This is a genomic window from Serratia sp. BIGb0234 (assembly GCF_024809915.1).
GTDB classification, from domain to species: domain Bacteria; phylum Pseudomonadota; class Gammaproteobacteria; order Enterobacterales; family Enterobacteriaceae; genus Serratia; species Serratia liquefaciens.
The window spans coordinates 1,018,072-1,032,464 of record NZ_JANUEI010000002.1 but is presented as its reverse complement, the minus strand read 5'-3'; the positions used below and the strand labels follow the sequence as shown (position 1 = coordinate 1,032,464).

At 56.5% G+C, this 14,393-nt stretch carries 15 protein-coding genes; 6 read left to right on the top strand and 9 right to left on the bottom strand.

Going from position 1 to position 14,393, the window contains the following annotated elements; translation table 11 throughout:
- Window positions 1-31: 31 nt before the first annotated feature.
- From M2407_RS11855 to pstB, 3 genes are read left to right on the top strand one after another with little or no spacing between them, the layout of a single operon-like run.
- Window positions 32-2,194, top strand: coding sequence for an ABC transporter permease subunit (locus tag M2407_RS11855; RefSeq protein WP_259218195.1), 2,163 nt, complete (start codon window positions 32-34; stop codon window positions 2,192-2,194).
- Entirely contained in the window at window positions 2,191-3,843 is a 1,653-nt protein-coding gene (gene pstA, locus M2407_RS11850) for a phosphate ABC transporter permease PstA (RefSeq protein WP_116689996.1), read from the top strand. The genes M2407_RS11855 and pstA overlap by 4 nt, the downstream gene beginning before the upstream one ends.
- Before the next feature lie 28 nt (window positions 3,844-3,871).
- Window positions 3,872-4,684: a phosphate ABC transporter ATP-binding protein PstB gene (gene pstB / locus M2407_RS11845; protein WP_020828076.1), complete on the top strand. Its 813-nt coding sequence runs from the start codon at window positions 3,872-3,874 to the stop codon at window positions 4,682-4,684.
- A gap of 80 nt (window positions 4,685-4,764) precedes the next feature.
- Here the strand turns inward: pstB and speG are convergent, their stop codons facing one another.
- The 3 genes from speG to purM all read right to left on the bottom strand — a co-directional run bounded on the left by speG (window position 4,765) and on the right by purM (window position 7,126).
- Window positions 4,765-5,319: a spermidine N1-acetyltransferase gene (gene speG, locus M2407_RS11840; RefSeq protein WP_020828075.1), complete on the bottom strand. Its 555-nt coding sequence runs from the start codon at window positions 5,317-5,319 to the stop codon at window positions 4,765-4,767.
- A gap of 131 nt (window positions 5,320-5,450) precedes the next feature.
- On the bottom strand, window positions 5,451-6,089 hold the full coding sequence (purN, locus tag M2407_RS11835; protein WP_198640018.1) for a phosphoribosylglycinamide formyltransferase: 639 nt from the start codon (window positions 6,087-6,089) through the stop codon (window positions 5,451-5,453).
- Window positions 6,086-7,126 carry a phosphoribosylformylglycinamidine cyclo-ligase gene (gene purM / locus M2407_RS11830; RefSeq protein ID WP_128865052.1) on the bottom strand — a complete coding sequence of 347 codons (1,041 nt, stop codon included), beginning with the start codon at window positions 7,124-7,126 and terminating at the stop codon, window positions 6,086-6,088. The genes purN and purM overlap by 4 nt, the downstream gene beginning before the upstream one ends.
- Before the next feature lie 255 nt (window positions 7,127-7,381).
- Between purM and upp the strand changes: the two genes are divergently transcribed.
- Window positions 7,382-8,008 (top strand): uracil phosphoribosyltransferase, encoded by a 627-nt coding sequence (gene upp, locus M2407_RS11825; RefSeq protein ID WP_020828072.1) that lies wholly within the window; start codon window positions 7,382-7,384, stop codon window positions 8,006-8,008.
- A 209-nt stretch (window positions 8,009-8,217) separates the two neighbouring features.
- Window positions 8,218-9,507, top strand: a complete 1,290-nt coding sequence (uraA, locus tag M2407_RS11820; protein ID WP_259218191.1) for a uracil permease — start codon at window positions 8,218-8,220, stop codon at window positions 9,505-9,507.
- 51 nt (window positions 9,508-9,558) lie between these two features.
- On the opposite strand, the gene M2407_RS11815 is transcribed toward uraA, so the two are convergent.
- Both M2407_RS11815 and M2407_RS11810 read right to left on the bottom strand, forming a co-directional pair.
- Window positions 9,559-9,807: a GlsB/YeaQ/YmgE family stress response membrane protein gene (locus tag M2407_RS11815; RefSeq protein WP_002487967.1), complete on the bottom strand. Its 249-nt coding sequence runs from the start codon at window positions 9,805-9,807 to the stop codon at window positions 9,559-9,561.
- 28 nt (window positions 9,808-9,835) lie between these two features.
- Window positions 9,836-10,351: a hypothetical protein gene (locus M2407_RS11810; protein ID WP_020828070.1), complete on the bottom strand. Its 516-nt coding sequence runs from the start codon at window positions 10,349-10,351 to the stop codon at window positions 9,836-9,838.
- Between the two features lie 228 nt (window positions 10,352-10,579).
- Here M2407_RS11810 and hda point away from each other — a divergent pair, with 228 nt between their 5' ends.
- Window positions 10,580-11,281, top strand: coding sequence for a DnaA inactivator Hda (gene hda / locus M2407_RS11805; RefSeq protein WP_044554653.1), 702 nt, complete (start codon window positions 10,580-10,582; stop codon window positions 11,279-11,281).
- A gap of 16 nt (window positions 11,282-11,297) precedes the next feature.
- Here the strand turns inward: hda and M2407_RS11800 are convergent, their stop codons facing one another.
- The 4 genes from M2407_RS11800 to M2407_RS11785 all read right to left on the bottom strand — a co-directional run bounded on the left by M2407_RS11800 (window position 11,298) and on the right by M2407_RS11785 (window position 14,124).
- Entirely contained in the window at window positions 11,298-11,837 is a 540-nt protein-coding gene (locus M2407_RS11800) for an AlpA family transcriptional regulator (protein ID WP_142814659.1), read from the bottom strand.
- 11 nt (window positions 11,838-11,848) lie between these two features.
- A complete protein-coding gene (locus tag M2407_RS11795; protein WP_130016636.1) occupies window positions 11,849-12,079 on the bottom strand; it encodes a hypothetical protein in 231 nt (76 codons plus the stop codon).
- A 199-nt stretch (window positions 12,080-12,278) separates the two neighbouring features.
- A complete protein-coding gene (gene arsC, locus M2407_RS11790) occupies window positions 12,279-12,632 on the bottom strand; it encodes an arsenate reductase (glutaredoxin) (protein ID WP_020828066.1) in 354 nt (117 codons plus the stop codon).
- Window positions 12,633-12,654: 22 nt separating this feature from the next.
- On the bottom strand, window positions 12,655-14,124 hold the full coding sequence (locus tag M2407_RS11785) for a M48 family metallopeptidase (protein WP_020828065.1): 1,470 nt from the start codon (window positions 14,122-14,124) through the stop codon (window positions 12,655-12,657).
- Window positions 14,125-14,393 lie beyond the last annotated feature (269 nt).

Genomic DNA, 14,393 nt, shown 5'->3' with positions numbered 1-14,393 from the left:
AAGCCTGCTTACATCAGCGACAGCGAGAGACATGGCACAAACTACGGTAAACCAACATCCCCGGGATCGCCTGCGCGCGCGCATCGACCGTAGCGTTCAGGCGGCGGTTACCGTCAGCGGGCTGCTGGTGTTGATGACGCTGATGCTGATCTTCGTTTACCTGCTGTTTGCGGTGTTGCCGCTGTTTAAACCGGCGGCAATGGGGCAGGCGAAACCGCTGACGATCAGTGCCTCTGCACCTGCGCTGGCGCTGGGTATGGATGTGCAGCAGCGGATAGGTTACCGCATCGATGCGCAAGGGCAGGGGCAGTTCTATCCTCTGACGCAGCAGAACGCCCATCCTCTGACGCAACAGACGCTGCTGGCCAAACCGACGCTGCTGACTCAGGCGGCCGGCGAACGCGATCTGTTTGCTTTGGCACAGGCCGACGGCCGGTTTATCGTCGCCAGTGCGGACTTCGCAGCAGCCGGGGCGTCGGCACCGCAGTGGTTGTTTCCGCTTGGGCAACGACCGCTGACGTTGGATAAACAGGGGCGAGCATTAACGCTGCTGACGTTGGCTGAAGCACGCCATGGGCAGTACCTTCTGGCCGGTGTTACCGAAGATCGTCGTTTGGTGTTTGGCCGTTTCGGCAGCGACCACCCACCGCAGCTAAGTGAGATCACGCTGGACAGTGCGGTGCAGCAGTTGGTGTTGACGCCCGACGGTCGCCAATTGTATCTGCTGGCGGGGAATCGGCTGGCGCGCTACCAAATTAACGACACGCAGCTGCAGCTAAAAGAAACGCGTACGCTTGGCGAACATTCTCCTTATCAGCTGACGGCGTTGCCTGGCGGCAGCGCGTTGCTGATCGAAGCGCCTGACGGCAGCGTACGCGAATGGTTTGATGTCGAAAAAGATCGGCGCTGGCAACTGACGCCGGTGCAGCATTTCGACCACCAGTCCGAGCCGCAGGATTTGCTGGTGGCCGAACCTTATCGCCGGGTGTTCGCCACCCTGAGACCGGACGGCGGTTTCTCGCTGTTTTCCAGCATCCAGCCGCAGCCACTGTTGAACGGCAGGCTGAGCGCCGGGGTACAGCAGATGGCGTTCGCTCCACGCGGTGATGGCCTGCTGCTGGAAACGGCACAGGGCTGGCAACATTATGCGATCGACAACCCTTATCCCGACGTCACCTGGCGCTCGCTTTGGCACAAGGTGTGGTACGAGAATTACCCCGAACCGGCTTACGTCTGGCAATCCACCTCTGGCGAGGACAGCTATCAGGCCAAATTCAGCCTGATGCCGGTGATTTTTGGCACCTTCAAGGCCGCGGCCTATGCCATGCTGTTCGCCATTCCGCTGGCGCTGGCCGGGGCAGTTTATACCGCCTATTTCATGTCGGCCGGACTGCGGCGGGTGATTAAACCGGCGATTGAGGTGATGGGGGCTTTACCGACGGTGGTAATCGGGCTGGTGGCGGGCATCTGGCTGGCGCCGGTGATTGAATATTATCTGCTGGCGGTGTTGTCGCTCCCCTTGCTGTTGGCGGCGGTGGTGCTGGCATGCGGTGCGCTGATGAACCGGTTTGCCCCGCGGCGCCTGCCGCCGGGCGTCGATCTGCTGATCCTGTTGCCGCTGATTGTACTGACCGTCTGGCTGGCGTTTAGCGTGGGACCCTGGCTGGAAGTGAAACTGTTCGGCGAGCCGCTGCATTTCTGGCTGGGTGATGATTATGACCAGCGCAATGCGCTGGTGGTTGGCGTGGCGATGGGCTTTGCGTTAGTGCCGATTATTTTCTCTTTGGCGGAAGACGCGTTGTTCAGCGTACCGGCAACCCTGAGCCAAGGGTCGCTGGCGTTGGGGGCGACCCAGTGGCAAACCGTGATACGCGTGGTGCTGCCTTCGGCCAGCGCCGGCATTTTCTCGGCGCTGATGATTGGCTTTGGCCGCGCGGTGGGGGAGACCATGATTGTGCTGATGGCGACCGGAAATACGCCGGTTATCGACGGCAGCCTGTTCCAGGGCCTGCGCGCCCTGGCGGCCAATATCGCCATAGAAATGCCGGAAGCGGTCGCTGGCAGCAGCCATTACCGGGTGCTGTTCCTGACTGCGCTGGTGCTGTTTATTTTCACCTTTGTCTTCAACACGCTGGCGGAGGCGGTCCGACTGCGGCTGCGTGAGCGCTATACCCTGAACCAGGAGGCGCCATGAAGCGCTGGGCGAAGAGCGGTTCGCCGTGGATCTGGCTGACCGCCGGGTCGGTGGCCGTCAGCCTGTTGGCGCTGATCGGCATCATGCTGCTGCTGGCCGGACAGGGGATGCGCTATTTCTGGCCGAGCCCGGTCTATCAGTTTGAGCTCAACCAGAGTGCCGCAGGGCCGGTGACGATGATCGGCGAGCTGTATCAGCAGCAAAGCATTCCGCGCCGGCAACTGCTGGAGTCCGGTATCGCACTGCCGCCGGGGAATGCGCAGAGTTTTGAGCGCTATCTGATCAAGGTGGGCAACCGCGAGAGCGAAGGACAAGACTTCCGGACGCTGCTGGCCGGTGACATTGTTCGCCAAAGCACACCGCGCGATCTGCTGGTGCTGGAACGTAATAACAACGGCACCGCTTACGGTTATCTGGCCGGTATGCTGGAGGATGGTCAGCCGCTGACCGGCCGCAATCTTAGCCAGGCGCTGCTGCAACGTTTGCCGCAGATTGCCGCGCTTTCGCGTCAGGCCCATGATATTCAGTTTCGCGATATGGCGCGCATTAACCAGCGGTTCGATACGCTGCGTCTGCGAGAGAAAAGCTTACAGCGGGAAGATAAGCTAGACGCCCGCGCACAGGCGTCAATCAACGCCGAGCGGCTGGAACTGCAACGTCAATATCGACTGCTTTCCGACCGTCTGGAAGGTTTGAACCGCGATCGCCACCGCGATGCGCTGTTGCTGCGTGACATGCATGGCCAGACCCATACCATTGCGCTAAGCCAGGTGCGCGATGCCTGGTACCCCAACGCGATGAATACCACGCAAAAGCTGGTGCACTGGGCCGAACAGGTGAAGAAATTCCTCAGCGACAGCCCGCGAGAGGCCAATACCGAAGGCGGCGTATTCCCGGCGATTTTTGGCACGGTGCTGATGGTGATCCTGATGTCGATCGTGGTGATGCCGTTTGGCGTGATTGCCGCCGTTTACCTGCATGAATACGCAGGCAATAATCTGCTGACGCGGCTGATCCGCATTGCCGTGGTTAATCTGGCCGGCGTACCGTCGATTGTCTATGGCGTGTTTGGTCTTGGCTTCTTCGTCTATATGATTGGCGGCACGCTCGATCAGCTGTTCTACCCGGAGTCGTTGCCTAACCCGACCTTTGGCACGCCGGGCGTGCTGTGGGCGGCCTTGACGCTGGCGCTGTTGACGTTGCCGGTGGTGATTGTCGCTACCGAAGAGGGGCTGTCGCGCATTCCTGCTTCGTTGCGCCAGGGCTCGTTGGCGCTGGGCGCCAGCCGGGCGGAAACGCTGTGGCGTATTGTGTTGCCGATGGCGGCGCCGGCGATGATGACCGGCCTGATCCTGGCGGTGGCGCGCGCCGCCGGGGAGACGGCACCATTAATGCTGGTGGGGGTAGTGAAATCCGTGCCGGTGCTGCCGGTAGATGATATTTTCCCGTATCTGCATCTGGAGCGGAAGTTTATGCACCTGAGCTTCCAGATCTACGATATGGCCTTCCAGAGCCCGAGCGTGGAGGCAGCCCGGCCGCTGGTGTTCGCCACCGCCTTCCTGCTGGTGGCGATTGTCGTGGGCTTGAATCTGGCGGCGATGGGCATTCGCCATTCGCTGAGGGAGCGGTACAGAGCATGGTCGCAGTAACAACGATGTTATTCCTGGGGAGTGCCTAATGAGTTTGATGACGCCAGGCAGTTTGCCCCGGTTGGATGTCCAGCACCTTGATGATGAACATACCGCGCTGGCGGTAAACGACCTCAACCTGTTTTATGGCGAAAAACAGGTGCTGCACGATATCTCGCTGCGTATTCCCAAGCACCGGGTGACGGCGCTGATCGGCCCGTCCGGCTGCGGCAAATCCACGCTGCTGCGCTGTTTCAACCGTATGAATGATTTGGTGGACAACTGCCGGATTGAAGGCGATTTGCAACTGAACGGTCAAAGCATTGGCGGCGCGCAAATCGACGTTGCGGCGTTAAGACGGCGGGTCGGCATGGTTTTCCAACGGCCGAACCCTTTCCCGAAATCGATTTATGAAAACGTGGTTTACGGCCTGCGTCTGCAGGGCGTACGTGACCGACGGATCCTTGATGAGGCGGTGGAGCGTTCGCTGCGTGCCGCCGCGCTGTGGCACGAGGTCAAAGACCGGCTGCGCGAGAACGCGTTTCGTCTTTCCAGCGGCCAGCAGCAAAGGTTGGTGATTGCCCGGGCGATAGCCATCGAGCCGGAAGTGCTGCTGCTGGATGAGCCGACCTCGGCGTTGGATCCGATCTCCACATTGACCATTGAAGAGCTGATTTCCGCGCTGAAGCAGCAGTACAGCGTGGTGCTGGTGACGCACAACATGCAGCAGGCGGCACGCGTCTCGGATTACACGGCGTTTATTCACCAGGGCCGATTGGTGGAATACAACGACACCGACGACATCTTTACTTCACCGCGCCAGCGCCGCACCGAGGATTATATTACCGGACGCTATGGTTGATGCCGCTGCTGTCTTTTCCTGCCGTTGGGATAAGCCCGAATATCATGATAGTAAAAACCCGCTCTCGCGGGTTTTTGTTGTCACTTAACCAAAGGTTGATCGCTGGCGGCGGTTTTGAATTTCGCCATGTACTGCGGCTGGAAGATGCACATGCGCAGCACGGTACGGTATTCACCGTTAACGAAGAATTCGTCAATCAGCTCGCCTTCGACTTCAAAGCCCAATTTGCTGTAGATGTGGATTGCCTTCGGGTTTTCTTTATCGACGATCAGGTACAGCTTGTACAGGTTCAGTACCGAGAAACCGTAGTCCATCGCCAGCTTGGCGGCGATAGTGGCGTAGCCTTTGCCCTGATGCGTCGGGTCGATGATGATCTGAAATTCCGCGCGGCGGTGGATATGGTCGATCTCCACCAGTTCCACCAGCCCGACCTTGGCGCCCTGGTGTTCAATAATAAAGCGGCGTTCGCTCTGGTCGTGGATATGTTTGTCGTAGAGATCGGAAAGTTCTACGAAGGCTTCATAGGGTTCTTCAAACCAGTAGCGCATCACGCTGGCGTTGTTGTCCATCTGATGGACAAACGTCAAATCATCCCGTTCCAGTGGGCGTAGCCTGACGTTGGTAGTGCTGGACATGGGGGTTCCTCAATGTCGTTATAGATAGGGGCGGTTGCTACTGTGGGCAAGTATAACTTCGGCGATGGGTTGCGGCGAAAAAAAAACGGCGCCGTGAGCGGCACCGTTTAGAAGGGGTTAAGATTGGCTTTTTAGTCTGCCGCATGCCCTTGTTCGGGCAGGCGCTCGCCATCCAGCCAGGCGGCGTTATCGCGCATCGCCAGGCGGCCTTCGACAAACCAGTTCACCACCAGCGGGTAAAGGGTATGTTCCTGAGCCTGTACCCGTTCAACCACCTCGTCTTCCTCGTCACCGGGGAAGATTGGCACCTTGGCCTGCAGGATCACCGGGCCGCCGTCGAGCTGTTCGGTCACGAAGTGCACCGAAGTGCCGTGTTCGCTGTCGCCGTTGTCGATGGCCTGACGGTGAGTATGCAGCCCAGGGTATTTGGGCAGCAGGGAAGGGTGGATATTCAGCATGCGTCCGGCATAGCGCTGCACGAACTGCGGGCTGAGAATGCGCATGTAACCGGCCAGCACCACCAGGTCCGGTTGGTATTGGTCGATGGCATCCGCCAGGGCGACGTCAAACGCGGCCCGGTCGGCAAAGGCCTTGGCGTCCAGTGCATGAGCGACAATACCTGCCGCTTCTGCACGTTGCAAACCGTAAGCCTGCGCCCTGTTGCTGAACACCGCCACAATCTCGCCGGCAATTCTGCCCTGCTGGCAGGCGTCAATCAGCGCCTGGAGATTACTCCCCTGGCCGGAGACCAACACCACGATCTTTTTCATCCGTTGATGACCACTTGTTGTTCGTCAGAAGAAGCGGTCAGTTTACCGATCTTCCACGCTTTTTCACCGGCTGCGGTCAACAATGCGATGGCGGGTTCCACGGCTTCTTCCGGCAGCGCGATCACCATGCCCACGCCACAGTTAAAGGTGCGGTACATTTCGTGACGGCTGACGTTGCCGTTTTGCTGCAGCCAGTTGAAGACGGCCGGCCATTGCCAGCTGGATTCTTCGATAACGGCCTGCATGCCTTCCGGCAGCACGCGCGGGATGTTTTCCCAGAAGCCGCCACCGGTCAGGTGGGCGATAGCGTGCACGTCGATTTTCTCGATCAGCTCCAGCACCGATTTCACGTAAATCTTGGTCGGCGCCAGCAGGTGGTCCGCCAGCGGTCTGCCTTCCAAAACGGTAGTGGTCGGGTCGGTGTTGCTGACTTCCAGGATTTTGCGTACCAGCGAGTAGCCGTTGGAGTGCGGGCCGGAAGCGCCCAGGGCGATCAGTGCGTCGCCGGACTGCACCTTGCTGCCGTCGATAATCTCGGACTTTTCGACCACGCCGACGCAAAAGCCGGCCACGTCGTAGTCTTCGCCGTGGTACATGCCCGGCATTTCAGCGGTTTCACCGCCCACCAGAGCACAGCCAGACTGCTTACAGCCTTCGGCGATACCGGTGATCACGCTGGCCGCGGTGTCCACGTCCAGTTTGCCGGTGGCAAAGTAATCCAAGAAGAACAACGGCTCAGCACCCTGAACCACCAGGTCGTTCACACACATTGCGACCAGATCGATGCCGATGGTGTCGTGTCGTTTCAGGTCCATCGCCAGACGCAGCTTGGTGCCTACGCCGTCGGTACCGGAAACCAGTATCGGCTCGCGGTATTTCTGCGGCAACGCACACAGGGCGCCAAAACCGCCCAGACCACCCATCACTTCCGGGCGGCGGGTCTGTTTTACTACACCTTTGATGCGGTCTACCAATGCATTGCCAGCATCGATATCGACACCTGCGTCTTTATAGCTGAGAGAGGTTTTGTCGGTCACTGCGCGATCCCCACGACGGTTTGCGGTTTGAATACTGTGCTTCCGGCATTGATTCCGGAATAAGGCGCGGCAATTCTAACAGCGCAGGCAAACGTTTGCGAGTGGCTTGTGAACCAGCTCCGCTTTTTCGTCATCTATACTGTTATTCAAACTTTTGTTGATCCCGATCGGGCTATTGTGGGTGGCGCAGTCGGCAAAAGGAGGTATAATCCGGCGATTTTTTTGGCCGTAAACCACCTTAATAGGAGAAAAATGATGAAGATCGTTGAGGTGAAACACCCGCTGGTGAAACACAAGCTTGGCCTGATGCGTGAAAATGATATCAGCACCAAACGCTTCCGTGAGCTGGCCTCAGAAGTGGGTAGTTTGCTGACCTATGAAGCGACCGCCGATCTGGAAACAGAGAAAGTCACCATCGATGGCTGGTGCGGCCCGGTTGAAATAGACCAGATTAAAGGGAAAAAAATTACCGTTGTGCCTATTCTGCGTGCCGGTCTGGGCATGATGGAAGGGGTACTGGAAAACGTACCGAGCGCACGTATCAGCGTGGTTGGCGTTTACCGTGACGAAGAAACTCTGGAGCCGGTGCCGTATTTCCAAAAGCTGGTGTCCAACATCGAAGAGCGTTTGGCACTGGTTGTCGACCCTATGCTGGCTACCGGCGGCTCGATGATCGCCACTATCGATCTGCTGAAGAAAGCCGGCTGCAACAGCATCAAGGTGCTGGTGCTGGTTGCCGCGCCGGAAGGGATCGCCGCGCTGGAGAAAGCGCACCCGGACGTCGAGCTGTATACGGCCTCCATCGATCAATGCCTGAACGAGAAGGGCTACATCGTACCGGGCCTGGGTGATGCGGGCGACAAGATATTTGGTACCAAATAAACAAAAATAAAGCCGACTGATGAGTCGGCTTTTTAATGCTCGTCGTCTTTCAAGCTACAGCGTTGTTGTCTGCGGGCGCTAACCCCAGTCACTTATTATAAATAAGCTCCTGGGGATTAACGCCCTTGCCGCCTAGCTGTAATTTGAAATCCATTGAGCATATATCATTAGGCTTACACAACTGATAACGACCCAGAGGAAAAACATCCATGACCCGTCGCGTGATAGGCGTAAGCGAACGCCCGCCGCTACTCCAGACTATTCCGCTCAGCTTCCAACACCTGTTCGCCATGTTTGGCGCGACCGTGCTGGTGCCTATTTTGTTCAAGATTAACCCGGCGACGGTGCTGCTGTTTAACGGCGTCGGAACCTTGCTGTACCTGTTTATCTGCAAGGGCAAGATCCCGGCCTATCTCGGCTCCAGCTTTGCGTTCATTTCCCCGGTGCTGCTGCTGTTGCCGTTGGGTTATGAAGTGGCGTTGGGCGGTTTTATCATGTGCGGGGTGCTGTTTTGCCTGGTCGCGTTGCTGGTTAAAAAAGCCGGTACCGGCTGGCTGGACGTCATTTTCCCTCCGGCGGCGATGGGGGCGATTGTGGCGGTCATCGGCCTGGAATTGGCCGGTGTGGCGGCGAATATGGCGGGCTTGTTGCCGGCTGACGGCGTCAGCGCAGACACCACAACCATCACTATCTCGCTGGTGACGCTGGGTGTGACCATCCTGGGTTCCGTGCTGTTCCGTGGTTTTCTGGCGATTATCCCGATCCTGATCGGTGTGCTGGTAGGGTATGCGCTGTCGTTCTTTATGGGCGTGGTGGATCTGACCCCGATCCGCGAGGCGCACTGGTTCGCGCTGCCGACGTTCTACACCCCGCGTTTTGAATGGTTCGCAATCTTCACCATCCTGCCGGCGGCGCTGGTGGTGATCGCCGAGCACGTCGGCCACTTGGTGGTGACTGCGAATATCGTCAAAAAAGACCTGCTCCGTGACCCTGGCCTGCACCGTTCAATGTTCGCTAATGGCATATCGACAGTGATTTCAGGCTTCTTCGGCTCCACGCCAAACACCACCTACGGTGAGAATATCGGCGTGATGGCTATCACCAAGGTATACAGCACCTGGGTGATCGGCGGCGCGGCGGTTCTGGCCATTCTGCTGTCCTGCGTCGGTAAACTGGCGGCGGCTATCCAGGCGGTACCTGTGCCGGTGATGGGCGGGGTCTCTTTGCTGCTGTATGGGGTGATCGGCGCGTCAGGTATTCGTGTGCTGATTGAATCCAAAGTGGATTACAACAAGGCGCAAAACCTGATCCTGACCTCGGTGATCCTGATTATCGGCGTCAGCGGGGCTAAGGTGCACATCGGTGCTGCCGAATTGAAAGGCATGGCGCTGGCGACCATCGTCGGCATCGGCCTCAGCCTGCTGTTTAAGGTCATCAGCCTGTACCGCATGGAAGAGGAAGTGATCGAAGCGCCGGACGAGTCGGCCGAACAGAAGTAGTAAGGAAAACGGGCAGCCAATGGGCTGCCCGGTTTGTTGATGCGCAATAAATTAACTGCGGATTTTACGGTATACAAACAGCACCACGATGGCACCAATCACCGCCACCACGAAGCTGCCGAAGTTGAAACCGTCAACTCTGCCGTAGCCAAAGAAGGTGCTGATATAACCCCCAACCACGGCACCGACGATACCCAGGACAACGGTCAGAATAAAACCGCCGCCGTCTTTGCCTGGCATAATCCACTTGGCTAAAATACCGGCGATCAGACCGAAGATAATCCAGGAAATAATCCCCATTTACTGCTCCTTTCTTTATTGCTAAGTATTATTGTTGTGCGGCCGGCGGGGTATTTTCTTTCCCTGCTGCGTCGGCATCACTTTTTAATTCTTCCGCTTTATTTTCTGCGCTGTTTTTAATCGCTTCGGTTTTCGCTTTGGCTTGCTCGGTCAAATCATTGGCACCATTAATGGCATCGTTCTTAATGGTTTTAGCCTGATCAACCAACTGCTGGCTTTGCTTGCTGGCATCCTCTTTGATGGCGTCAGCCTTGGCTTTCGCATCATTGGTGATGGCATCAGCCTGCTTGGCGGCATCGTCTTTGATTGCCGAAGCCTTGTCTTTCAATTGGTCGGCCTGAGTGGTGGCCTCTTTCTTGATGTCCTTGGCCACTGCGGCGGCTTTATCGGTCAGATCGTCCGCTTTTTTCTGTGCGGCATCTTTCATTTGCTCAGCGCTGTCTTTGGCTTTTTCAAGATTGGCGTCGACTTTGGATGAGTCATCACAGCCGGCAAGCAATAGCCCAATGATTGAGGCCAAAAGCACTTTATTCCATACTTTCATTGTCTATATCCTTGTAGAAACCTTGTTTAAGGAGATTGCGTTTCGCCCCTCTATACTAGGATAACTCTTGGATAAAATACAAATTTCACCGGTGAAAGTCGTTGGCAATTTAATCTTGCTGCCGAGCGTTGTTCACTATTACGCCATAAAATCCTGCCGGTTCAACAGAGCCCGTTTTCTGTGGTAGACTTACCGCGTTTTCCTGCCAGTTTTGGTTGAGGTGCTTTTCTGAATACGCCGGCACAGCTTTCACTGCCACTTTATCTTCCCGATGATGAGACTTTCGCCAGTTTTTATCCGGGGGAGAACCCATCCCTATTGAGCGCGATCCAGTCCGCCGTTCGTCAGGAACATGGCAGCTATATCTATTTCTGGTCACGCGAGGGCGGTGGGCGCAGTCACCTGTTGCATGCGGCCTGTGCGGAGCTTTCGCAGCGTGGTGAAGCCGTGGGCTATGTGCCGCTGGATAAGCGAGCCTATTTCGTGCCGGAAGTCTTGGATGGGATGGAGCAGCTGGCGCTGGTGTGCATCGACAATATCGAATGCATTGCCGGTGACGAAGAGTGGGAAATGGCGATCTTTAATCTCTACAACCGCATTCTGGAAACCGGCCGCACGCGCCTGTTTATTACCGGCGATCGCCCACCACGCCAATTGAATCTGAACCTGCCGGACCTGGCTTCGCGCCTGGACTGGGGGCAAATCTACAAGTTACAGCCGCTGTCGGATGAAGAAAAACTGCTGGCCCTGCAACTGCGCGGCAAACTGCGCGGCTTTGAGCTGCCGGAAGACGTCGGTCGTTTCCTGCTGAAGCGGCTGGATCGCGAAATGCGCACCTTGTTTATGACCCTGGATCAACTCGATCACGCCTCGATCACCGCCCAACGCAAGCTGACCATCCCGTTTGTGAAAGAGATCCTCGGGTTATAATTCTGGCTCGCCAGGCTCAATTCTCGCCGTGCTCCAGCAGGGTTACGTAGCTATCGATCTGGCTGCGTTGATTGCTGGCCCGGAGCTGCAACGCCAAATTGATATTTTCCAGATACTGCGCATTCTCGGCCAGTGCCTGGCCAATTTTCCCCTTGCTTGCCAACCAGTCTGCAACGCTATGCCAACGCCACAAAGGGGATGACCCCTTAAGCCTTTGAATGGGAGAAGGGAAGTCTCCAGAGCCGCGAGTACCGTCCTTTAGCATCGCGATAGCTTGCCGAGACATGCCGGCGAGTGCTGCGATATCACTTAATCCTACCAGATGAGAATCGACTGCCATTACCTGCGCGCCCAGACCGGCGGATTCGATATTTTTGATGGCCCCAAGAATGGCGTTGGCGAAGCTATCGCTTTCTCTATCGAACTCCACGTAAACCGCTTTGCCATAGAAACAAATCAACCCGTCATCGCAACCACTGGCGTAGAGAGCATCTTCCAAACCCGGAGTTTGCGACGTCACACCGGAGAGTGTTAACGAGAAATTATAGAGCGCCATAATGACCTCCTTTATCCTTTCTGGGAAAGAGCCAGACATTCATCGACTTTACGGCGAATCTGTTTGGCATGTTGTTCTGGGTTCCTCGGTGTAGACCAGATACTCATCATATGCTCCCTGTGCTGAGGAAGAGCGCACTGGAGGCGGCCGAACGCATGTCCATTGCTGGCGCGAAATAACCAACCCTGCGAAATGGCATAGGCTAACGCAGCCTGAATATGTTTATTAGGATGGTTTTTCATCACCTGCCTGCCGTCTTTATTGAGAATATTTTAGCTGTTGACGTATGTCAACGCTGGCTGTGCGTTAATACAACACACCGGGAGGATAATATCAGTCAGGACTCAGGGGGATGATGAAAATTATTTATATAACAATCAATTAAAAATAGCCCAGGTAAGGGCTATTATCATAATGTTGCTCAATAGAGTGCCGAGAGACTTATAAAATCTCCAGCACCTGTTCCGGTGGCCGGCCGATGCGTGCCTGGGTGCCTTTGACCACGATGGGACGCTCAATCAGCTTTGGATTGTCTACCATCGCCTGCAACAGTTGGGCTTCGCTCAGGCTTTCATCCGCCAGCTTCAATGCCTTGTACAGATCTTCTTTTTTGCGCATTAACTCGCGTGCGGAACTGAAACCCAGTTCTTTCAGCAGTTTCTTCAGTTGGTCTACCGACGGCGGCGTTTCCAGATACAGCACCACGTCGGGTGTCACGCCATGCTGTTCCAACAGCGCCAGGGTTTCACGGCTCTTGGAGCAGCGTGGGTTGTGGTAAATAGTGACGTTTTTCATTTAACTTCATCCTTTATGAAAATCAGCTGCGCTGGTACTGGCGGAAACGCTGTTGCAACTGGCGCAGTTGGTCGATGCGAGCATCATAACGCGCCTGTTTCAGGCTGCCGAGTTTTTGCAGTGAACTGGCATTGCTGAGCAAGCCAATAGCCTGATCGAGACGGCCGGTCAGGGCCAGGCTTTCGGCACGGGCGGAAAGCTCTTCATCGCGCAGCCCCTGTGCGGCGCTGGCCTGCGCCAGCAGATCCCAGGCGTTGGGATCGTCCGGATGGGCGAAGGTATAACGGTTGAGAATTTTTGACGCCTGCGCCGGTTGGTTACCTTCCACGTAGGCGTTGGCCAGGTTGAGCTGCAGCACCGGGTTGTTGCTTTGAGCGGCATTGGCGGCCTGCAGACGGGCAATCGCCTGCGGTGCACGTTTCTGACCGAGGTCGATATCGGTCATCAGATCGATCAGCCAGACGTTTTTCGGATCTTGCGTCAGCAGTGGCTGAATGATGTTACGGGCATCGTCATACTTTTTGGCCTCGTAGAACAAAATGGCGCGGCCATATTTGGCTGCCGTCTGCTCGCGTACGTTACCTTTGCTGTAAGTATCGAGCAGCTCTTCACGCAGGCCGTACCCCTCTGAGCTGTACATACCAAGCGAACGCACCTTGGCCATCAGATAATCCTGCGTCGATTGCACCAGGTGCTTGGGCATCTGGTTGGCGCGGTTGCGCGCATCGGACAGGCGGCTGTCGGGCAGGGGGTGGGTCAACAGCATTTCCGGTGGTTTGGAGGCGTAGCGTGACTGATCGGACAGCTTTTGCAAAAAGTCGGGCATGGCTTCAGGATCGAACCCGGCGCGTTGCAGCACCTGAATGCCAATACGATCGGCTTCTTGTTCGTTCGATTGGGTAAAGCTGATCATGCCTTGCTGGGTACCGGCCAGAGTGCCGCTCAACGCCGCCATCCCCATGGTCGGGTTGGCCATCGCCAGCAGGATGGAGCCAAGGGCGCCTACCCAGGTCAGCGGGGCGTTGCGTTGCTGGTCTTCCATCGCACGCGCCAGGTGGCGTTGAGTCACGTGCGAGATTTCGTGCGCCAGTACCGAGGCGAGTTGGCTTTCGTTGTCGGTTTCGCGGAACAGGGCTGAGTGCAACACCACGTTACCGCCAAAGAAGGCGAAGGCGTTGATCTCGTCGTTGCGCACCAGATAAAAATGAAACGGCGTGCGTACCGAATAGGCGCTCGCCACCAACCGGTTACCCAATTGGTTAATATATTGTGTGAGTAGGGGATCGTTGATCAGGGGCGCGCTGGCGCGAAGCTGACGCACGTAGAAATCACCCATTGCCATTTCCTGGCCAATACTCAGGGTGCCACCCGCAGAGGTGCCCATATCCGGCAGTTGATCCTGGGTTTCCGCCTGCACCGGCGCCAGCGCCGTGGCGTTGAGTGTGCCGAGCAACAGTACTGCAATCGCTGTTTTGGTCAACCGGGTGGTCATAGTCAGGCCTTTCCCTTAAATAGTCATCTCTAAGACGTCAGCATCACACAAGAGTTCTTCTTCCTTGCCGGACTCGCCAAAACAATCAGTGCGAAAGCGTGTTGGCTCACAAAAATGCACGCATTGCGGCGCCCTGTCGGCAGATAACATCATAGTCAGCCGAAGACGACAAGGAAACTTCTGTTCGGCAATAATCAGACAGAATTGTTTGATTTTTCATTTCTGGATCTTCCCTTGATGATCAACGTCCTTGGGCCTCGTCGATGCCG